Origin of the sequence: Lentzea roselyniae (assembly GCF_039537795.1) — a bacterium.
Lineage (GTDB): Bacteria > Actinomycetota > Actinomycetes > Mycobacteriales > Pseudonocardiaceae > Lentzea > Lentzea atacamensis.
In genome coordinates this window covers 15,317-34,526 of sequence record NZ_BAABBE010000042.1, presented here as the reverse complement: position 1 = coordinate 34,526, position 19,210 = coordinate 15,317, and the positions used below count along the sequence as shown (strand labels likewise).

The 19,210-nt window shown below is 69.2% G+C and carries 18 protein-coding genes and 1 pseudogene; 8 read left to right on the top strand and 11 right to left on the bottom strand.

What is annotated here, in order from left to right; all coding sequences use genetic code 11:
• Window positions 1–266: 266 nt before the first annotated feature.
• Window positions 267–1,286 (top strand): PQQ-dependent sugar dehydrogenase, encoded by a 1,020-nt coding sequence (locus ABFX45_RS41360; RefSeq protein ID WP_346136393.1) that lies wholly within the window; start codon window positions 267–269, stop codon window positions 1,284–1,286.
• 66 nt (window positions 1,287–1,352) lie between these two features.
• Here ABFX45_RS41360 and ABFX45_RS41355 read toward each other — a convergent pair whose 3' ends face one another.
• Both ABFX45_RS41355 and ABFX45_RS41350 read right to left on the bottom strand, forming a co-directional pair.
• Window positions 1,353–2,888: an acyl-CoA synthetase gene (locus ABFX45_RS41355; protein WP_346136391.1), complete on the bottom strand. Its 1,536-nt coding sequence runs from the start codon at window positions 2,886–2,888 to the stop codon at window positions 1,353–1,355.
• Complete coding sequence (locus ABFX45_RS41350; RefSeq protein WP_346136389.1) at window positions 2,888–3,271, bottom strand: DUF5938 domain-containing protein; 384 nt, start codon at window positions 3,269–3,271, stop codon at window positions 2,888–2,890. The genes ABFX45_RS41355 and ABFX45_RS41350 overlap by 1 nt, the downstream gene beginning before the upstream one ends.
• An 83-nt stretch (window positions 3,272–3,354) precedes the next feature.
• On the opposite strand from ABFX45_RS41350, the gene ABFX45_RS41345 reads away from it, so the two are divergent.
• A complete protein-coding gene (locus tag ABFX45_RS41345; RefSeq protein WP_346136387.1) occupies window positions 3,355–3,750 on the top strand; it encodes a hypothetical protein in 396 nt (131 codons plus the stop codon).
• An 18-nt stretch (window positions 3,751–3,768) separates the two neighbouring features.
• Here ABFX45_RS41345 and ABFX45_RS41340 read toward each other — a convergent pair whose 3' ends face one another.
• The 8 genes from ABFX45_RS41340 to ABFX45_RS41305 form a co-directional block, all read right to left on the bottom strand.
• On the bottom strand, window positions 3,769–4,341 hold the full coding sequence (locus ABFX45_RS41340; RefSeq protein WP_346136385.1) for a GTP-binding protein: 573 nt from the start codon (window positions 4,339–4,341) through the stop codon (window positions 3,769–3,771).
• Window positions 4,325–4,675: a DUF742 domain-containing protein gene (locus ABFX45_RS41335; RefSeq protein WP_109641472.1), complete on the bottom strand. Its 351-nt coding sequence runs from the start codon at window positions 4,673–4,675 to the stop codon at window positions 4,325–4,327. The genes ABFX45_RS41340 and ABFX45_RS41335 overlap by 17 nt, the downstream gene beginning before the upstream one ends.
• A 3-nt stretch (window positions 4,676–4,678) precedes the next feature.
• The gene (locus ABFX45_RS41330; RefSeq protein ID WP_112227420.1) at window positions 4,679–5,116 is read right to left on the bottom strand and encodes a roadblock/LC7 domain-containing protein; all 438 of its coding nucleotides are present in this window, start codon (window positions 5,114–5,116) and stop codon (window positions 4,679–4,681) included.
• A complete protein-coding gene (locus ABFX45_RS41325; RefSeq protein WP_346136382.1) occupies window positions 5,113–7,407 on the bottom strand; it encodes a sensor histidine kinase in 2,295 nt (764 codons plus the stop codon). Before ABFX45_RS41325 ends, ABFX45_RS41330 begins: the two co-directional genes overlap by 4 nt.
• Window positions 7,404–8,177 carry an ABC transporter ATP-binding protein gene (locus ABFX45_RS41320; protein WP_346136380.1) on the bottom strand — a complete coding sequence of 258 codons (774 nt, stop codon included), beginning with the start codon at window positions 8,175–8,177 and terminating at the stop codon, window positions 7,404–7,406. Before ABFX45_RS41320 ends, ABFX45_RS41325 begins: the two co-directional genes overlap by 4 nt.
• The gene (locus ABFX45_RS41315; RefSeq protein ID WP_346136378.1) at window positions 8,174–9,031 is read right to left on the bottom strand and encodes an ABC transporter permease; all 858 of its coding nucleotides are present in this window, start codon (window positions 9,029–9,031) and stop codon (window positions 8,174–8,176) included. The genes ABFX45_RS41320 and ABFX45_RS41315 overlap by 4 nt, the downstream gene beginning before the upstream one ends.
• 130 nt (window positions 9,032–9,161) lie before the next feature.
• Entirely contained in the window at window positions 9,162–10,121 is a 960-nt protein-coding gene (locus tag ABFX45_RS41310) for an ABC transporter substrate-binding protein (RefSeq protein WP_346136376.1), read from the bottom strand.
• 62 nt (window positions 10,122–10,183) lie between these two features.
• Window positions 10,184–11,314, bottom strand: coding sequence for an agmatinase family protein (locus tag ABFX45_RS41305; RefSeq protein WP_346136374.1), 1,131 nt, complete (start codon window positions 11,312–11,314; stop codon window positions 10,184–10,186).
• Window positions 11,315–11,736: 422 nt separating this feature from the next.
• Here ABFX45_RS41305 and ABFX45_RS41300 point away from each other — a divergent pair, with 422 nt between their 5' ends.
• From ABFX45_RS41300 to ABFX45_RS41280, 6 genes and pseudogenes are all read left to right on the top strand, one after another.
• Window positions 11,737–12,798 (top strand): NAD(P)/FAD-dependent oxidoreductase, encoded by a 1,062-nt coding sequence (locus ABFX45_RS41300; protein ID WP_346136372.1) that lies wholly within the window; start codon window positions 11,737–11,739, stop codon window positions 12,796–12,798.
• On the top strand, window positions 12,795–14,153 hold the full coding sequence (locus ABFX45_RS41295; protein ID WP_346136370.1) for an amidohydrolase family protein: 1,359 nt from the start codon (window positions 12,795–12,797) through the stop codon (window positions 14,151–14,153). The genes ABFX45_RS41300 and ABFX45_RS41295 overlap by 4 nt, the downstream gene beginning before the upstream one ends.
• Entirely contained in the window at window positions 14,131–15,090 is a 960-nt protein-coding gene (locus ABFX45_RS41290; RefSeq protein ID WP_346136368.1) for a LacI family DNA-binding transcriptional regulator, read from the top strand. Before ABFX45_RS41295 ends, ABFX45_RS41290 begins: the two co-directional genes overlap by 23 nt.
• Window positions 15,083–15,247 (top strand): annotated as a pseudogene (locus ABFX45_RS46680) (hypothetical protein); the annotation flags it as partial. The gene ABFX45_RS41290 and the pseudogene ABFX45_RS46680, both read left to right, overlap by 8 nt.
• A gap of 74 nt (window positions 15,248–15,321) precedes the next feature.
• Window positions 15,322–15,870, top strand: coding sequence for a helix-turn-helix domain-containing protein (locus ABFX45_RS41285; protein ID WP_346136366.1), 549 nt, complete (start codon window positions 15,322–15,324; stop codon window positions 15,868–15,870).
• Between the two features lie 314 nt (window positions 15,871–16,184).
• Window positions 16,185–17,705: a non-reducing end alpha-L-arabinofuranosidase family hydrolase gene (locus ABFX45_RS41280; RefSeq protein WP_109641481.1), complete on the top strand. Its 1,521-nt coding sequence runs from the start codon at window positions 16,185–16,187 to the stop codon at window positions 17,703–17,705.
• A 28-nt stretch (window positions 17,706–17,733) separates the two neighbouring features.
• On the opposite strand, the gene ABFX45_RS41275 is transcribed toward ABFX45_RS41280, so the two are convergent.
• Window positions 17,734–19,074, bottom strand: coding sequence for an alpha/beta hydrolase family protein (locus tag ABFX45_RS41275; RefSeq protein WP_346136364.1), 1,341 nt, complete (start codon window positions 19,072–19,074; stop codon window positions 17,734–17,736).
• Between the last annotated feature and the right edge of the window lie 136 nt (window positions 19,075–19,210).

Genomic DNA, 19,210 nt, shown 5'->3' with positions numbered 1-19,210 from the left:
ATCTTGTCGCTTTGGTGAAAGTGCAGGTGAATCGCCTGGTTCGCAGGGGAAACCCGCTGGGATGACAACGGTTTCAAGAGGGAGGTGCGACGGCGTTACTTGGCAAAGTTTCGAAAACGCCGACGCCGCGAACGCAGCATCGAAATCGATCGAACGTGCATGCGACCCTACGGCCGAGGGTGTTGGGCGCGCTCTCACGGTGCTTACATACGACTGAGTTCTCGCGCTGCCGCCGCCGCCGACATTGCGTCTACAAGGAGGCATGCATGGGATTTCGTGAAGGTCTGCTGGTCGGAGCGGCAGTGGCCATGGGGCTGTCGCTGACATCGGGGACCGCTGCCGCCGTCGAGCGCGACGTGGCGACGAACCTGGTCGTACCGTGGGACATCGCGTTCCTGCCGGATCGCTCGGCGTTGGTGACCGAACGCAACTCGGCCCGCGTGCTGTCCGTCAGCAACGGGACGACCCGCGAGGTGGCCCGCATCCCCGGCGTCGCGGCGGAGGGTGAAGGCGGCCTGCTGGGCATCGCCGTGTCGCCGAACTACGCCACCGACCGGTACGTGTTCGTCTACTACACGTCCACTTCGGACAATCGAATCGCCAGGTTCCGCATCGGCGAGACACCGCAGCCGATCGTGACCGGCATCCCGCGCGGCCGGACGATCCACAACGGCGGCGGTCTGTCGTTCGGTCCGGACGGACTGCTCTACGCGGGTACCGGCGATGCCGGCAACACCGCCAACGCGCAGAACCCGAGCTCGTTGGCGGGCAAGATCCTGCGCATGACGACGGACGGCAGGCCCGCGCCGGGCAACCCGACCTCGTCACTGGTCTACAGCCTCGGCCACCGCAACGTGCAGGGCCTGGCCTGGGACACCGCCGGCCGGATGTACGCCGCCGAACTGGGGCAGAACCGGCTCGACGAGCTGAACCGCATCCAGGCCGGCGGCAACTACGGCTGGCCCACCTGCGAAGGTTCCTGCAACGACCCCAGGTTCGTGAACCCGCTGCTGACGTGGTCCACCGCGACGGCCTCGCCCAGCGGTTTGGTTTTCCACAACGGAAACCTCTACATGGCGGCGCTGCGTGGACAGCGGCTGTGGAAGATCCCGGTCACCGCCAACGGTGGCGTCGGCCAGCCGCAGGCGCTGTTCTCCGGCACCTACGGCCGCCTGCGCGGGGTCGCGTCCTCCCCGGACGGCACGCTGTGGTTCTCGACGTCGAACCGCGACGGGCGCGGCAGCACCCGGCCCGGTGACGATCGGATCGTCAGCACGACGAGCTGACGAACACGGCAACCTCCGCCTCGAAGTGCCGAGGCGGAGGTTGCCGGCCGCGCGAAACCGCGAGTTTCAGCTCCTGGTGAGCCGTTCTCTGATCTCCGCCTTGAGGACCTTGCCCACCTTGGACCGCGGCAGGTCCGGCCAGATCTCCACCTGCTTGGGCGTCTTCACGCCACCCAGCCGTTCCTTCACGAACACGGCGAGCTCGTCGGCGTCGGCGTGCCCGGCGGCGCGCAGCTGCACGACCGCCGTGACCCGCTCGCCCCACTTGTCGTCGGGGAGGCCGACGACGGCGCTGTCCTGGACCGCGGGATGGGCCTGCAGCGCCTGCTCGACCTCGGCCGAGTACACGTTGAACCCGCCGGTGATGATCATGTCCTTGGCGCGGTCGACGATGTGGAGGTAGTTGTCCTCGTCCAGGTAGCCGATGTCGCCGGTGTGGTGCCAGCCGTGTGCGCTCACCTCGGCCGTCGCGGCGGGGTTCTCGTGGTAGCCGGCCATCACGAGTGGCCCCCGGACGACGATCTCCCCGCGCGAGCCGGGAGGCAGCAGGGCGCCGTCCGGAGCCATGATCGCGACCTGGGTCAGCGGGGTCGGCCTGCCCGCGGAGCACAGCCGGGCGGTGGCGATCGAGCCGTCGGGCAGGAAGTGGTCGGCCGGGGCGAGGGTGGCGATCATGTTCGGCGCTTCGGTCTGGCCGAACAGCTGGCCCATCACCGGCCCGATCCGGTGCAGTGCCTCGGTGAGCCGCACCGGGGACATCGGCGCGGCGCTGTACCAGAGACAGCGCAGCGAGCTGAGGTCGGCCGAGTCCAGGGCGGGGTGGTCGAGCAGGCCGTAGATCACGGTGGGCGGCAGGAACGCGTGGGTGATGCGGTGGTGCTCGATCAGCCGGAGGAACTCGCCGAGGTCGGGCGCCGGCATGATCACCGTCTCACCGCCCTTGGTCATGATCGGGAACGTGAGGACGCCCGCCGAGTGCGTGAGCGGGGCCAGTGCCAGGTAGCGCGGGCGGTCGCCGAACGGGTAGCTCATCAGGGTCAGCGCGGTCGCGGTCTCCAGGTTGTGCCCCGTCAGCCGCACGCCCTTGGGCCGCCCGGTCGTGCCGCCGGTGCCGGCCAGCACGCAGAGATCGTCGTCGGCGACGGTCACCGGGTCCGGCTCCCTGCCGTGCCGTTCCAGCCACGCGGTGAACGTGACGGCGCCCTCGGCCTCGCCGTCCAGGCACACCAGCGTGGTCAGCGCGGGCAGGTCACCGCGGATGCGCTGGACGAGCGGCGCGAACCGCGACTGGAAGAACAGGCACCGGCAGCCGAACAGCTCGAGCAGCTCCCGGTTCTCCGCGGCTTCGTTGCGGGGGTTGACCGGGCACCACACGGCACCCGCGCGGGAGATGCCGAACACGCACGTGAGGGCGAGCGGATCGTTCGCGGAGAGGACGGCGACGCGGTCGCCGGGGCTGATTCCGCTGCCCTGCAACGCTCCCGCGATGGCGCGGGAGCGTTGCTGGACCTCGGCGTAGCTGGTGGAGACGCCGCCGATGGTCAGGCACGGCGCATCACCGCCGAGTGACGCGCCCTTGTCCAGGTAGTCGCAGAGCCGCATCAGCGGTGCACTTCGACGATCGGGTCGAGCACCAGGCCGAACGACCGCAGCGCGCCGAGCAGCTCCCGGTGGCCGAACGCCTGGCAGCCGGAGGCGAACCCGACGCGGCGAGGCGCGTCCTGCAACAGGTGTGCTGCGGCGTGCACGTTGAGCAACGCGGTCTGCTTGTAGTTGCAGTTGCCGTGGATGACGCAGTGCGCGCGGCCGAGCGGGCCGGAAGCGTGCACGGAGTCCAGCGAGATGTTGATCCTGGGGTTCTCGCGGGGCGGCATCTCGCTGCGCACCTGCGCGGAGAACTCGTCGACGATCCGGTACTTCTCCTCGTCCGACTTGCCTTCCATCTGCTGGAGAGCGGCGGTGACGATCTGCGGCACACCGAGCATCAACGGCCGGAGTCCTGCACTACTACTTCGCGGACAAGCGCGACCTGATCACCGAGGCGGTCCGTCAGTACGAGGTTGTCTGCGTGACCCGTTACGACGAGGTGGTGGCCGGCGCGACCTCGTCGGAGCAACTGCGCGATGGGTTCGTCGCGATGTTCTTCGACACCCTCGCCGAGGACGCGACGCTGCACCGGCTCTGGTACGACCTGCGCAACCAGAGCCTGTTCGACGAGTCCTTCCGCGCCGATGTGCTGGAGATCGACGGTCATCGGGAAGCCATGGTGTGGCGGGTGATCAGCCGCTACGCGGAGCTGCGCGGTGGTGAGCCGGCGGGCTCGCCCGCGGTCGCCTACGTGACGCTCGACGGCGTCTTCCAGCGAGCGCTGCTGCACCACCTCGCCGGCGACGCGGAGGCCGTCGCGCGGCTGCGTGACGAGCTTCCGGCTGTCATGGACCTGCTCGTCACTGACGCCGGCTAGCCTGCGCACCCACAGCCTTCACCGGGCAGTCACGCGTTCCAGCGTTGTTCGCAACACGGTGAGCAGCGCATCGCGAACCGACACTTTGACGCGCGCGTCGAAAGTGACCAGCGGGACGTGGTCGCCGATCGCCAGCGCCCAGCGGATGTCCTCGACCGCGTGGCTGAGCCTGCCCTCGAAGAGGTTGACGGCGACGACGAACGGCAGACCCGTCTTCTCGAAGTAGTCGACGGCCGGATAGCAGTCGTCCATGCGCCGGGTGTCGACGATGACGAGCGCGCCCAGCGCGCCCAGCACCAGGTCTCGCCACATGAAGCCGAAGCGGTCCTGGCCCGGTGTGCCGAACAGGTACAGCTTGATGTCGTCGTCGACCGTGATGCAGCCGAAGTCCAGCGCCACGGTGGTGGTGGTCTTGTCCGGGACGTGAGCGGTGCGGTCCACGTCCTCGGATGCCGTGGTGATGGCCGCTTCGGTGCGCAGCGGCGTTATTTCGGAGATGGACGCGACCGCTGTCGTCTTGCCGACTCCGAAACCGCCCGCGATGATGATCTTGACCGGCGTCGGGGTGCGGGGCTCAGCTGATGGCTTCAAGGCGGCGGATGATCCTCTCGATCATGGCGGGATCGCTGGCGAGGCCGGCGGCGGGACGGCGGACGACCACGTACCGGAGCGCCGCCAGGTCCGCCACGAGGACTCGGGCCACACCGATGTGCAGCCCGAGGATCGCGGCGACCTCCGCCACCGACATGGTCTTCGTGCACAGCGCCACGATGTCGCGGCGCTCGAACGACAGGCTCGCGTGGGACGCCGCGCCGAGCTCACTGGTCAGCACCTGGGTTTCGATCTCCAGATCGCGGTCGATCGGCTCGGTCCGTCCGGACGTGAGCAGGTACGGCCGCAGCAGCGAGACGTCTGGGTCGGGCACGGTCTACCGCCCGGCCGTGAACTTGAGCTCCTCGATCACCTGCGGGGTGAGGACGGAGCTGGCGCGGTTGGCGAACATCGCCATCTCGTAGCCGATCGTGCCGAGACTGGCCTGTTTGGACGCGAGCACGCCCAGGGCGCAGCCGATGCTGATGGTGCAGACCATGAGGTATCCGTGGCCCAGCTCGACGATGACCTTGTCCGGCGGGCCGAGCGGGTGGCAGTCGGAGACACCGCCCGCGAGGCTCAGCATCGCCGACGTGATCGCCGCCAGCCGGTCGGCGTTCTCCCGCACCAGCTCCGGCGACGTCGCGATGAGCAGACCGTCGGAGGACACGGCGATCGCGGCCAGGGCGCCGGGGGTGCTTTGCGCGAAGCGGGTCACGAGCCAGTTGAAGTTCTGTGCTTCGACGCTGGTCCGTGCGGCGGGGAGCGCGGTCATTCACTGCCTTCTCTCGTAGTGTGCGTGCCTGCTCCGGCGGCGGCGCCCTGTGCCAGGCCGTTCGCGAACGCGTCGAGCGCGGCTCGTTCGGCGGCGGGGTCGCGCTGTTGCCAGGAGGCGGTGTTCTCTGGAGCGGGTGCGGCCGGCGGCTCGGCGGTGCGCAGGCTCGGTGCGAGGCTGGCGCCCGGCACCCGCCGGGTCAGCCCCGCGCGTCCTTCACCCTCCGGTGCGGTCGCGGGCGGTGGAACGGGTTGCGGCACGACCGCCACGCGCGCGATGGCCGTCGACACCAGCGTGATCTCCGTGGACAGCTCGCCCGACAGGTGGTCGGGCTGGTCGCTCACGGCCGGCAAGGTCGTCGTGGTCTCGGCCATGAACCAGCCGAAGTCCCTGGTGCGCAACGGTGCCGGTGGCATGGCCAGGGGCCGTGAAGGCGGGTCCTCCAGTGCCAGCAGGCCGGGTGGCACCGTCACCAGGGCGGTGACGCCGCCGCCCTCGGTCGGGAGCAGCTCGACGGTGAGCGAGTGCCTGCGCGCCAACCGGCCCACCACGAACAGGCCGAGGACGCTGGTCGGCGCGATGTCCAGGCGCTCGCGCTCCACCAGGCGCAGGTTCTCCTCGGCCAGCGCGGCCTCGGTCATCCCGATGCCGTGGTCGACGATCCGCACGACGCAGGACCCGTCGGCCGTGCGGGTGGCGTCCACCTCCACAGTGGACTCCGGCGGTGAGAACGAGGTCGCGTTGTCCAGCAGTTCGGCGAACAACAGGATCAGGTCCGTCCCCAGCGTGGACGTCACCGTGCTCTTGCCGACGGAGCCGAGCCGGACGCGTTGGTAGTCCTCGATCTCCGCCAGCGCCGAGCGCAGGGCGGTGCCGAGCGCCATCGGGCCGCGCAGCCCGCTGTCCTCGCGGGTGCCCGCGATCACGAGCAGGTTGTCGGCGGTGCGCCGCAACCGGGTGGAGAGGTGGTCGAGCTGGTAGAGGCTGGCGAGCAGCCGCTCGTTCTGCTCGTCGCGCTCCAGCTCGTCGACGAGGGCGAGCTGCCTGCCGACGAGACTGCGCGTGCGCTTGGCGACGTTGGCGAACATCAGGCTCACGTTGTTCCGCGTGATCGCCTGCCGTTCCACGAGCTGCGCCGCGACGCCCTGCACACGGTTGAACGCTTCGGCGAGCCTGCCCAGCTCGTTGCCGGACGACGCGTCGATCGCGCTGAGCCGCGGCACCTGCTCGTCGGGTCGCTCGGTGTCGGTGACGCGCACCAGCTCCCGGCCGGCGAGATCGGCCACAGCGCCCGCCGCGGCGGTGAGGTTGCGCAACGGGTTGGCGATCGAGCGGCGGACGGCGATCACGAGCCACACGACCAGGACGAACAGGGCGGCACCGCCGGCGCCCACGATCCACGCGACGGCGTTGGCGCGGCTCGCCCGTGCTGCCGCCGCGGCGGCGATCTCGTCGGTGACCTCGTCCTGCGCGACCTTGCGCAGCTCGCCCTGCGCGGCCACCGCGCCGAGGGCCTCCGCCGCGAACGACGGGCTCGGTTCCTTCGGCAGCCGGGTGGCGAGCTCGTCGACCCGGCGAGCCTCCGTTCCCTCCTCCACCGTCACGACCAGTGCCGCGTGTTCCGCGTCGGCCTGCTGCACGAACCGCTCGGTGAACGCGCGGGCCTGCATGACGGCGTCGTTCAGCAGATCCTGTCCGGTCTGCCGTCTCGTCGCGGCGATGATCAGGGCGGTGTCGCCCAGCGAGTGCTGCTCGGTGGCGCGCAGCAGGGCTTCGAGCGCGGTGAGCTGTCGCGTGCCCTCCGCGTCGCCGGTCTGTTGAGGGACGAGACGCAGCGAGTCGATGACCGCGGTGATGACGGCGTGGTACGTCCGCGCGACGCCGTCGGACGACGCGCCGCCGCGCAGGGCGTTCTGCCGCAGTCCGGTCAGCGAACCCAGTCGCACCAACGCGTTCGTGAGCTCGTCGGACATGGCGGACTCGAGCGCGGCCCGCACACCCTCCGCCGCCCGGTCCACCTCGCCGTGCTGGCGCTTCAGGCTCTCGGCGTCGTTGCCGGGAGACGCGAGGTGCGCGGCCGTGAGCACGCGTTCCTGTTGCAGTTCCCAGATCAGGTTCCCCAGCTCGCGCACCTGCCGTGCGGACTCCGCCGTCCCCGCGGCCGATCCGGCGGTCCCGGCCTGACCGAGGAGGAACGGCACCGCCACGAGCACCGCCGCGACCAGCGGCGGCACGATCAGCAGGTTCAGCTTCCGGCCGATGGAGTGCCTGTGGAGCAGACTTCGCCTCACCTGGCCACCCCGCTGCGGTGCGATGCGCGGACCATGTCCTCAATGGACGCGCGCAGGTTGAGAAACGCGAGCGTGCGCTTGGTGGCGAGGCCCCTGTCGTCCGGTTGCGGGATCGAGGTCTCGGCGGCGACACGGCCGGGGTCGCTCGCGAGCACGACGACCCTGGTGCCGAGGAACACGGCCTCCTCGACGTCGTGGGTGACCATGAGCACGGTGGTGCCCGTGTCCCGCCAGATCTGCCTGATCAACAGCTGCATGTCCTCCTTGGTCTGCACGTCGAGAGCGCCGAACGGTTCGTCGAGCAGCAGCACGTCGGGTTCGCAGACCAGCGCCCTCGCGATCGCGACGCGCTGCTGCTGGCCGCCCGACAGCTGGCGCGGCAGCGACCGCCGCACACCCGCGAGCCCGGTCTCGGCGAGGTACCAGTCGACCCTGCGGCCGCGTTCGGCGGTGTCCAGCGCGAGCAGCTCGAGTCCAAAAGCGACATTCCGTTCCACCGTGCGCCACGGGTAGAGCGATCCGGTCTGGAAGACCAGTCCGCGATCGGGTCCAGGCCCGGTGATCGGGTGACCGTCGAGGGTTATCTCGCCTCCGGTCGGCGTCGTGAGCCCGGCGACCAGCGACAGCAGCGTCGACTTCCCCGAGCCGCTCGCGCCGACGACGCAGAGGAACTCACCCGGAGACACCGTGAGGTTGACGCCGTCGAGCGCGCGCTTCTGCTGGCCGTGCAGGCGGTAGTCCATGGAGACGTCGACGAGTTCCAGCGTCATCCGGCCCACCGCCCCACCCGTGCGCGCACGAGGCGCAGAGCCACGTCGATCATCACGCCGATGACGCCGATCACGACGAGCACCGCGAAGATCTTGTCCGTCTGCAGGAAGCGTTGCGCGCGAACGACCCGGTAGCCGAGCCCGGCCGTGGAGTTGACCAGCTCCGCCACCACCACGAAGTTCCACGCCGCCGCCGCGTTGACGCGAACCGCGTCGATGATGCCCGGCAACGAGTGCGGCACCACGACCTTGCGCAGCACCTCGCCGCGGCGTGCGCCGAGCGTGTAGGAGACGTCGATGAGAGAACGCGGCACACCACGGACGACGTCGGCGGTCATCAGCGTGTTGAAGAAGACCGTGCCGATGAACAGGATCGCGATCTTGGAGGGTTCGCCCAGACCGAGCCAGATGATGAGCAACGGGATGAACGCGCTCGCGGGCAGATACCGCAGCAGCCCGATCAACGGCTCGAACGCCGCCTGCCCGGCGTGGAACGTGCCCATCAGGATGCCGAGCGGCACCGACACCAGCACGGCGAGCCCGAAGCCCTCCAGCACGCGCCGGGTGGTCGTCCACACGTCGACGGCCAGCTCGCCCGAACGCGCCATCTCCCAGCCGGCGGACAGCACGGCGCCCGGTGACGGCAGGAAGGTGGCGGGCACGGCACCGCTCGCGCTGAGCACCACCCAGGCGGTGAACGGGACGGCCAGGGAGAGGACGGTGAGCGTGGTCGCGGCGCGGCGGGAGATCGGGGTGCGGATGGTGAGGAGGGTGGGGCGGGGGCGGGTCCGGCGGGGGAGCGGTGGCCACGTGGCTCGGACGTCGGACGTGCGGTCGGCCAGGGCGGTCTTCATGTGTGCACCACCCTGGGGAGCGGGTGGTGGAGCGGTGCGGGCACCGCCTTGGCGAGTACGTCCAGCGGGGTATTCACCTGTGCGCCACCTTGGGCGTGTGGATGGTCGAGCAGTGCGTCCAACGCGGTCCTCATTTCTGCACCGCCTTGACGAACCGATCGTCGAACAGCCCGTCCAGCGAGGGCCGGTTCGGCGTGAGACCGGTGCTCACCATGAAGTCCGCGATCAGGCCCGCCTGGTGGTTGAGGTGCGTCGGCGTGACCCCCGGCGTGAACGCGTCGATGTTCTGCCGCAAGGTGAAGATCGTGGTGCCCGCGTCGTAGCTCCGGTAGTCGCCGACGCTCACGCCACCGCGCTTGGCCATGATCTCGATGGCCTGGCCGTTGTTCTCCTTGATCCAGTCGAGAGTGTCGAACCACGTGTTCACCAATGCCTGCGCCGCCTCCGGGCGGTCCTTCGCGAGCGCGCGGGACACGACGAGGTGATCGGGGATGGCACCGGGGAACTCGGCGGAGGTCGCGATCGCACGGCTGCCGGCGCGCTGCAGCGCGGTGGTCGTGAACGGCGCGAAGGCTCCGACTGCGTCGACCTTGCCCGCGACGAACGCGGCGGCTGCGGCGTCGGTCGCGAGTGGCACCAGCTCGATGTCCTTCTGCGAGAGGCCGGCCTCTGTCAACGCGAGCAGCAGCAGGTAGTGGTCGACGGTGCCCTGCTCGACGGCGACCTTCTTGCCTTTCAGGTCGGCGATGCCCGAGATGCCCTCGCGGGCGATCACCTGGTCGTTGCCCGTGGAGTTGTCGTTGACGAGGATGATCGTCTGTTGCGCGCCACCGCTGACGGACGCGAGCGTGTCGTTGAGCGTCTGGCTGTTGGCGTCGATCGCACCGCTCGACAAGGCGTTGAGGCTGTCGGTGTAGCTGTCGAAGTACTTCAGCTCGACGTCGAGGCCGTTGCGGCGGAAGAGATCCTGTTCCTGCGCGACCTGCCAGGGAAACCAGCCGGGCCACGCGCTGAACCCCAGCGTCACCTTGCCCGCGGACGTCGGTGTCGAGGTGCACGCGGTGGCGCACAGCAACACGAGTGCGACCAAGAAACGGCTGATACGGCGGGAAATCAAACCGAACTCCTGTGAGATTCTGTTGTGGGGGAGGCCTAGTCGCCTGCGGATCGGGGTAGATGGCCCGCGCGGACGAGACAGCCGAGGGTGTCGCAAATGACCCTGGTGGCGATCAACGACGTGATCTCCGCGTGGTCGTACGGGGGAGAGCACTCGACGACCTCGATGCCGGCGAGCGGCTGAGCGGCCACCAGCTGGATGAACTTGAGCACCTCGCGCGGGAGAAACCCGCCGGGCTCCGGCCAGCCCGTGCCCGGCACGAACGCCGCGTCGAGGCAGTCGACGTCGAAGCTGAGCCAGACCGCCTCGGCGCCGTCCCACGCCACGTCCAGCGCTCGTTGCGCGGCGGCCTCGATGCCCATCTCCACGCAGTCGGTCACGGTCATGATCGTGGTGCCGCGCTCGCGACCGACCTTCACCCCTGGCCGAGGTGCCTGCCAGCCGCCGATACCGATCTGGACGAGATTGCGTGGCGGCACGTTCGGGATGTCCGTCGCGTGGAACCACGGCGTGGTGTGCATCCGCTCGTCGAGGTCGGTTTCCTGGGTGTCGACGTGCCGGTCGAAGTGGATGATGCCGAGATTTCCCCGGAGATGCTCCGAAACACCGCGCACGGTGGGGTAACCGATCGAGTGGTCGCCCCCGAGCACGACCGGAAAGGCGCCCGACGCGTACACGTGACCGACGGCCTTGCTGATCTGGTCGAAGGTCTTCTCGATGTTGCCGGGAATGGTGAACACGTCGCCGACGTCCGCGATGGTGATGGACTCGCGGAGATCCACGCCGAGCTCGAAGTTGTACGGGCCGTACAGCGCGGAGATCTTCCGGATGCCCTGTGGTCCGAACCGGGTGCCCGGCCGGTAGGTGGTACCGCCGTCGAACGGCGCGCCGAGCACGACCACGTCGTACTCGCCGCAGGTGCGGACGTCCTCCACGAACGGCGCCTTCAGAAAGGTGTTGATGCCCGCGAAGTGCGGCAGCTCTCCGCGTGAGAACGTCGGGATGCGCCTGTCCACAATGGAGTCCGCGCCGGGGAGTCCGAGCTCCAGGCCGCGTGCGACCTCGCGTTCCCAGCCGGTCGTCGGCAGCTGGGCCTCGCGTTCAACGGCGTTGCGGGCCTCCGGGCCGTAATTGTCGTGCAACGGTCTGCCACCGGTCTCAGTCATCTTGTCTGCACGCTTCCTGTGCACATTCTTGATGTACCGAAATACGGAGGTCCCCGGAGACTCCGATGTTCTTTGTCATGCAACCCGGAAAGGGTGGTGAATCCAGGATCAATTGAGGTTGCCAAGCCTAGCCGTGTGCGCAACCCCTTCCTGTCCTGCGGGGGTTTGTCGAATGGAGCAATGAATTTCGGTACTTCACGTCCTCGTTGCGCGGCGCATCCTCGTGGCCTGCGCACTTGGCATACGAATGGTCCATGCCAATGTGGTTGCGGTTCGCAGAACTACGATGTTTGAGCCCAATCGGGTGATTTGACGCAGCCCCGCCCGACCAGGCATCTCGCTCGGCCGCATTGACCCTCGCCAACTGCCGAGGCTACCGTGTAACTAGTTACATGAAACTAGTTACAGCACGGGAGGCCGAGATGCGAGTCGTCGTGGTGGGTGCTGGTGTCTACGGCGCCGCGGTGGGGGCGGCACTGGTTCGTCGTGGCGCGACGGTCACGGTCGTCGACGCCGGTGCGCCGGGTTCGGGGACGTCCGGAGCGACGTTCTCGTGGGTCAACTCGCGCAACAAGCAACCGCTCGTCTACCACCAGCTCAACGTCGCGGGAATGGCGGCGCACCAGCGGCTCGCGGCCGAGTTCCCGCTCGGCGACTGGTACTTCGCTGGAGGTGGCATCGAATGGGGCGGTGACGAGGCGGCGTTGCGGGCGAAGGTCGACGCTCTCCTCGCGCTCGGCTACGAGGCCAAGTGGCTGACCCCGGCCGAGACGCTGGACCTGGAACCGGGCATCGATCCGGACCGGCTTCCTCCCGGCGGGACCGCGTACTTTCCCGGCGAGGCGTGGGTGGAGCCGCGGCGGTTGATCGCACATCTGCTGTCGAGAAGCATCGATGTGGTGGCCGGCGACGCCGTGGCAGGGCTCGACATCAGCGGTGACGTGGTTCGAGCCGTGCGGCTGGAGTCCGGGCGGGTGCTCGCCGCGGACGCGGTCGTGAACTCTGCGGGCCCCCAGGCGGCCGGGGCGGCGGCGATGGCAGGACTCGCGCTGCCGATGCGCAACCTGCCCTGCGTGCTCGTGTACACCTCGCCTGTCGCGGTACCGCTGTCGCGGGTCGTGCACGCCCCGGACGTCCACTTGCGACCGGAGGGCGGCGGCCGGATCCTCCTGCACTCCAGCGAGGTCGACCGGGGTGGGCAGGAGGCGGTGGACAAGCTGGTGCGCGACGCCGCCTCGCTCTACCCGGGAATTCGGGCCGCGACCGTCGAGAGCGTGCGCACGGGGGAGCGGCCGATTCCCGGCGACGGGCTGCCCGTGCTCGGACGGGTCGCGGACGTGCGCAACTACTTCTTCGCCGTGTCGCACAGCGGGGTGACGTTGTGTCTGCACGCGGGCGAGCTCGTCGCCGACGAGGTGGTCGGTGAGGATCGCGAGGACGCGCTGGCGCCGTTCCGCTTCGAGCGGTTCGAGGAGTCGCGATGACGATCGTCGTGCGTGGCTGCGACCTGGTCGACGGCCGGGGTACCGAACCGCGGCGCGGGGTCGACGTCGTCGTCGAGGGCGACACGGTCCGGGAGATCGTCGAGCCGGGGAACAGAGCGTACCCGTCGGCGGAAGTCGTTGACGCAAAAGGGATGCTGGTGATCCCCGGGCTGATCAACAACCACACGCACGGCACCGCGTACGGCCCGCTGTTCCCCAGTGGCCACGAACCGCTGCCTCGCGAGCAGGTGAACGCGAACCTCGACCGGCATCTGCTGGAGGGCACGACCACGGTGCTCTGCGTCGACGGGTTCATCACCGCGGAAGCCGTTGCCGCGACCGACGAAGCGCATCCGGTCAACGTGAAGGCGGCCTCCTGCAACACACCCGCGTGCCTGGAGGCAGCGACCATCGCCGACGGCGGCGGGCTGACCGACGTGCACCGGGCGTTCACCGCGCGTCAGGCGGTGGCCGAAGGCGCGGTCGCGCTGGGCGAGATCGGCGCGGGGCACATGCTCGGCGGTGGCGGGGCGAGCTATCTGTACATCCCCGAGCAGATCGCGCGGCGCACCGGCGTGACGGTGACGGCGTTGCAGGCGAACGAGCTGAAGGTCGCGGTGCTGGGCAGGCACATCAGGACGTCGGCGTTCGACCGTGCCGCCGTCGAGGAGGCGTTGGCGGGCGCCGGCCTGACCGGGCTGCTGTCGGTCGACGAGGCGCGCGAGATCGTGTCGGGCGTGGTGCTGCCTGCGTTCGACGTCGCGCTGCGCGGCTTGGCGGAAGCGGCTGACCAGGCCCGGCAGCTGGACGTTCCGGTGCTCGTGCACAACGCGGCCGCATCGATGACGCAGGTTGCCGCCATCGCCAGGACGGACGTGCGGCTGATCGCCGGGCACTCCAACCACCCCAGCTTCACCACGCGGGAGGCCGTGGGCCACGCGGAGCGGCTGAAGGAGCGCGGAGCGGTGATCGACGTGTCCATTTTGGACAGTTTCCGTGGTCGGCGGCCGGACATGATCCCGCTGCTCTACGCCATGTTCGAGGCCGGGCTGGTGGACACCATCTCAACCGACTACGCGGCAGGCCACCACGACCCGATCCTGCTGGCGATCGACCGGGCCACCAGGGCGGGCGTGGTCGGCCTGCCCGCCGCGATCGCGATGGCCACGTCCACCGTCGCCGACACGTTCCCCGGGCTGGCGCCCCGGCGTGGCCGGATCGTGCCGGGCGCGATCGCCGACCTGGTGGTGACCGACCCGGCGGCGCTGGAGAATGTCGGGACCGTCATGATCGGCGGCAGGATCGTCGTGCGGGAAGGCAGGCTGGTCGCGGATGAAGCGAGTCACGATCGGTGACGTCGCCGCACACGCGGGAGTGTCGACGGCAACGGTCTCCCGCGTGCTGAACGGCGGTCTCGTCGCCGAGTCGACGGCCGCCAGGGTGTGGGAGGCCGCCGAGAGTCTCGGCTACAGCCCGAACGCGTTGACCAGGAGCATCTTCGCCGGGCGGTCGAGCACCATCGGCGTGATCATCCGGGACCTGAGCAGCCCGTTCTACCTGGACCTCATCCGGGGCATCGACGAGGTCGCCGCAGCCAGCGACAGCCCGGTCATGCTGGCCAACACCTACCGCCGCGCCGACCGGGAAGCCGCCCAGGTGCGGGCGATGGACCAGCAACGGGTGCGCGGCCTGATCATCACCGCCGACGAGACCGCGGACAGCCAGGCACGGCGAATGGCGGAGAACGGCACGCCGTGCGTGATCGTCGCGCGCAACCCGCCAGGCCTGCACTCGGTCAGTCTTGACGACGTCGCGGCTGGTGAGTTGATGGCCGCGCATCTGGCGGACTGCGGCCGGTCACGAGTGGGAGTCGTGAGCGGACGAAATCGGCCGACGCAGGTCAAGCGCGTGACAGGACTGCGGCACGGACTCGTCGAGCGTGGCCTGCCGGAACCCGAGGAAGTCCTCGTGGAGAACGAGGACGAGGTCGATGCCGCCGTCGGCTCACTGCTGCACCGCAACGACACCGTCGTGTGCACGACAGGCCGTCTGACCGTGTCCGTCCACACGGCACTGACCGCTCGGGGCCTGAAAATGCCCGACGACATCGGGTTCCTCACCATGGACGACTTCCCGTGGGCGAGCACGCTCGGCATCAGCGTGGTCGCCCAGCCCGCGTACGAGATGGGGCGCAGGGCTGCGGAGCTCGTCGTCGAGGAGCCGGCGGTCCCGGCCAGGATCGTCTTCCAGCCCACGCTCATCGCCCGCGGCTCGTGCGGATCAGGTGTCTGACCGGTACCGGTTCGGCGCGCTGAGCGCGTGCGAGATCGTCGGCGACCAGGACGTGCAGGTGCGTCCGTGGCGGCTGGCGGCAGCCGACAGCCTCGTGGTCGCCGTCCTGCTCGGCGGCGAGGCCCGGCTGGAGCAGGACGGCCGCGGCACCAGTGCCGGACCGGGGGAGTGCCTGCTGTACACCGGTTCCCGGCCCTTCCGGCTGGCGGTCGGCGGCCGTACCGGTACGTCGTGTTGGGCATCCCCGGCCTGCCGGCGAGGCTCGCCGCCTTCGACCGGCAGGTCACCTGTGCGCCTGCGACGCGAATCCTGGCCGCGACGCTCGCGGAGTTCGCCCGCCAGGCACCGCGCCTGGACCCGGCGACAGGCCGGGAACTGGGCGAGCACGTGAGCGGGCTGCTGCGGACCGTGCTCCGCACGGCGGCGCCGTGCGACGCGAAGCCGGATGGCCTGCACACGCGGGTGCACGACCACATCGAGAGCCACCTCGCCGGCGACCTCAGACCGGAAGCGATCGCCGCGGCGCACCACATTTCTGTCCGGTACCTGCACAAGCTGTTCCAGCGCCACGGCGAGACGGTGTGCGGGTACATCCGCCGGCGGCGTCTGGACCGCATCCGCCGGGCACTGGCGGATCCCGGCGTGGCCCACCGCCCGGTGCCGAGCGTCGCGGCTCAGTGGGGATTCGCGGAGGCGAGCCACTTCGGCAAGCTGTTCCGCGCCGAGTCCGGCGTCTCGCCGAGGGAGTTCCGCGAAGCCGCGCTCGGAAGGAACTCGTGAAACCCGAAGCGCGTTGCCGGCATCTGCGTCATAGTTGATTCGTTCGGTGACGTGAAGAAACGGTGGACGGCCGTCTGACCATGCTCGTCGCGACACTCGCCGGTGCTAAAGAATTCTCTTCCCTTTTAGCAGTCCAAACATTTTCGCGGCATCTTGACCGCAGGGAGATCGTCCTTCAAAGTTTTGATGGATGCGACCGGCACCCGCGACGGTGGCATCTGACTGCGCGCGCCCGTCTTCGGTTCCCCTCATTGTTCAAAAGGGTGCGCAATAGGTCGCTCCGATTTCCCACCTCAACGAAGAGGAGCACACCCATGGCCGGATCGGGCCATCATCCGCCTACCGCCGTCCAACGAACCCGTAGACGTCGTACGGCCGGTATCGCCGCTGCCGTCGCCGTGCTGCTCGGCGGGCTGGTGACAGCGTTCAGCGCGGCCCCGGTGTCGGCGGCGACCGTCGACACCAACGCCTGGTACGTGTTGGTCAACCGCAACAGCGGCAAAGCCCTGGACGTCTACAACCTCGCCACGAACGACGGTGCGCGCATCACCCAGTGGACCCGCAACGACGGCAACCAGCAGCAGTGGCAGTTCGTCGACTCCGGTGGCGGCTACTACCGGCTGAAGTCACGGCTGTCGGGCAAGGTCCTCGACGTCTACAACTTCTCCACCGCAAATGGCGCGAGCATCGTCCAGTGGTCTGACGCCAACGGCACCAACCAGCAGTTCCGCCTCGCGGACTCCGACGGCGGCCACGTGCGCCTGATCAACCGCAACAGCAACAAGGCCGTCGAGGTCCAGGGCGCCTCCACCGCCGACGGCGGCAACGTCGTCCAGTACAGCGACTGGGGCGGCGCCAACCAGCAGTGGCAGCTCGTCCGCGTCGGCGGGACGGGCCCCACCACGACGACGACCACCCCGCCCGGCACGTGTTCGCTGCCCTCGACGTACCGCTGGTCGTCGACGGGCCCGCTGGCGCAACCGAAGCAGGGCTGGGTCTCGCTCAAGGACTTCACCCACGTCATGCACAACGGCAAGCACGTGGTCTACGCGACGACGCACGACAGGGGCACGACCTGGGGCTCGATGAACTTCACGCCCTTCACGAACTGGTCCGACATGGCCACGGCCGGCCAGAACGCGATGAACCCCGGCGCGGTCGCGTCCACGCTGTTCTACTTCGCACCGAAGAACATCTGGGTGCTCGCCTACCAGTGGGGCCCGACCTCGTTCAGCTACCGGACGTCGAACGACCCCACCAACGCCAACGGCTGGTCGGCGGCACAGACGCTCTTCACCGGGCGCATCCCGAACTCCGGAACGGGCCCCATCGACCAGACGCTCATCGGTGACGACCAGAACATGTACCTGTTCTTCGCCGGTGACAACGGCAAGATCTACCGGTCCACCATGCCGATCGGGAACTTCCCCGGCAGCTTCGGCTCGGCCTGGACCGAGATCATGAGCGACACGCAGGCCAACCTGTTCGAAGGCGTCGAGGTCTACAAGGTCCAGGGCCAGAACCAGTACCTCATGATCGTCGAGGCGATGGGCCGCAACGGGCGCTTCTTCCGCTCGTTCACGTCCAGCAGCCTGAGCGGTTCGTGGACCCCGCAGGCCGCCACCGAGAGCAACCCGTTCGCCGGCAAGGCCAACAGCGGCGCCACCTGGACCAACGACATCAGCCACGGCGACCTGATCCGCAGCAACCCCGACCAGACCAAGACCATCGACCCCTGCAACCTGCAACTGCTGTACCAGGGACGTGATCCCAACTCGGGCGGCGACTACGGACTCCTGCCGTACCGGCCGGGTCTGCTGACACTGCAACGCTGATCAGCGGCAGCGGACTCTTCTCGTCCTGTCAGGGACAGGGCGAGAAGAGTTTGCGGGTGCCGGGACCGTCGTAGGCGGCGCGATCGGAGAACCGGCAGCCGAACGCGGGCGCGGCCACCGTGTCGCGGTCACCGATCACGTCACCGGCCGGCTTCGTGCCGCGGCTGGTCCACGTCACGAGGTCGTTCCACGCGGTGCCCACCTCCGCCGCCGAGAACTCGCAGTGGTCCACCGTGCGGATCGCTCGCTGCACCAACCACTTCGACTGGCCGTTGCGGACGACGTCGGCCCGGTAGTCCTGTTCCATCGAGAACGGCACGAACAGGTCGCCGAGACCGTGCAGGGAAAGCACCGGGGTTCTCGGCTTGCCCGCGATCCTCGGCACCTCGGTGAGCGTGGGGGAGAGCCGCGACCGCCAGTCGCGCGGCGCCACCCGCTGCACCTCGCGGTTGAGGTCGACCGGCGAGTTCGGCTGGTAACGGGTGCCGAGGTTGGTCGCCAACCGGCCGGGATCACGCGAGAGCGGGGCGTCCTCGTCCGGCGGCGTGGCGAGGCTGAACAGGAAGTCCTTCCAGAACGCGAAAGCGGGCGCCGCACCGGGACGCGGTCCGCCGCTGCGTTCGACGACCACCGAGCGGAACTGGGCGCCCCGGTCCGTCACGGTGTCGGGGCCGCCGGGAACGAGCGTGGTCAGCCCCAGCTTCTCCTGGATCTGCGGTACCACGGTGGTGAGGTAGTCGGCGGGCACCGGGTAGGCGCGAATCCCGGCGAGTGCCTGCGCCGTCAACTGGTAGTCGAGGAAGAAGTCGAACAGCTCGTGATCACCGAGCACGCCGCACATCGGCAGCGCGCCGTCGTAGAAGCCGGGGTACTGCTCCAGCGAGCGGCCGATGACGTGGCCGCCCATGGACACTCCCGCGATGAGGACCTGCTTCGGCTTGGCGACCAGCGTGCCGAAGTGCTTCGCCAGATCGTGTGTGGCCAGGACGCCGGCGCGAACGTCGTAACCGTTGCTGTAGTAGGAGGACGCGGCCCACGCATAGCCCTGGCCGAGCATCCGGGCACGCAGGCCGTAGGCAGGCGGGTCCACGGTGAGCACTGTGCCGGTGCCGCGGTAGCCGTGTGCCCACATGGCCAGACGGCCGTTCCACTTCGCGGGCACCTCGACGATGTACGCGGAGTGCCGGTGGATGCCCTGCAACACCCTCGTCGGCTGTCCGTCGACGATCTCCGGCTTCAGCGGCGGGTTGTGGACGGTGTAGCCGGGCAACGGCTGGTCACCGGGGACACCCGGAGTGGCGGCCAGTGCCGGCGCACCACCGGCGAAGAGCACGAGCCCCAGCAACGACACCACGAGCCGTGTTCGCATGCCACACCTCCGTCGGCCTTTCACGCCGGTTCATTCCACCCCGGCGGAGTCGTTCCGTCACCCTCTCAACGGGTGATCACCATCAGTGCTCCGCGGCGGGCCGGGGCCGGCGGTTCGAGCACCCGCCGGCCCGGTG

What these genes read in the sequence shown, in the direction of transcription:
- ABFX45_RS41330 (WP_112227420.1), bottom strand. Translation starts at nt 5,116, where the DNA reads ATGACCGCGCTCCCCGCCGCACGGACCAGCGTCGAAGCACAGAACTTC.
- ABFX45_RS41300 (WP_346136372.1), top strand. Translation starts at nt 11,737, where the DNA reads ATGCGAGTCGTCGTGGTGGGTGCTGGTGTCTACGGCGCCGCGGTGGGG.
- ABFX45_RS41280 (WP_109641481.1), top strand. Translation starts at nt 16,185, where the DNA reads ATGGCCGGATCGGGCCATCATCCGCCTACCGCCGTCCAACGAACCCGT.
- ABFX45_RS41350 (WP_346136389.1), bottom strand. Translation starts at nt 3,271, where the DNA reads ATGCTCGGTGTGCCGCAGATCGTCACCGCCGCTCTCCAGCAGATGGAA.
- ABFX45_RS41320 (WP_346136380.1), bottom strand. Translation starts at nt 8,177, where the DNA reads ATGACGCTGGAACTCGTCGACGTCTCCATGGACTACCGCCTGCACGGC.
- ABFX45_RS41360 (WP_346136393.1), top strand. Translation starts at nt 267, where the DNA reads ATGGGATTTCGTGAAGGTCTGCTGGTCGGAGCGGCAGTGGCCATGGGG.
- ABFX45_RS41305 (WP_346136374.1), bottom strand. Translation starts at nt 11,314, where the DNA reads ATGACTGAGACCGGTGGCAGACCGTTGCACGACAATTACGGCCCGGAG.
- ABFX45_RS41355 (WP_346136391.1), bottom strand. Translation starts at nt 2,888, where the DNA reads ATGCGGCTCTGCGACTACCTGGACAAGGGCGCGTCACTCGGCGGTGAT.
- ABFX45_RS41290 (WP_346136368.1), top strand. Translation starts at nt 14,131, where the DNA reads ATGAAGCGAGTCACGATCGGTGACGTCGCCGCACACGCGGGAGTGTCG.
- ABFX45_RS41295 (WP_346136370.1), top strand. Translation starts at nt 12,795, where the DNA reads ATGACGATCGTCGTGCGTGGCTGCGACCTGGTCGACGGCCGGGGTACC.
- ABFX45_RS41315 (WP_346136378.1), bottom strand. Translation starts at nt 9,031, where the DNA reads ATGAAGACCGCCCTGGCCGACCGCACGTCCGACGTCCGAGCCACGTGG.
- ABFX45_RS41275 (WP_346136364.1), bottom strand. Translation starts at nt 19,074, where the DNA reads ATGCGAACACGGCTCGTGGTGTCGTTGCTGGGGCTCGTGCTCTTCGCC.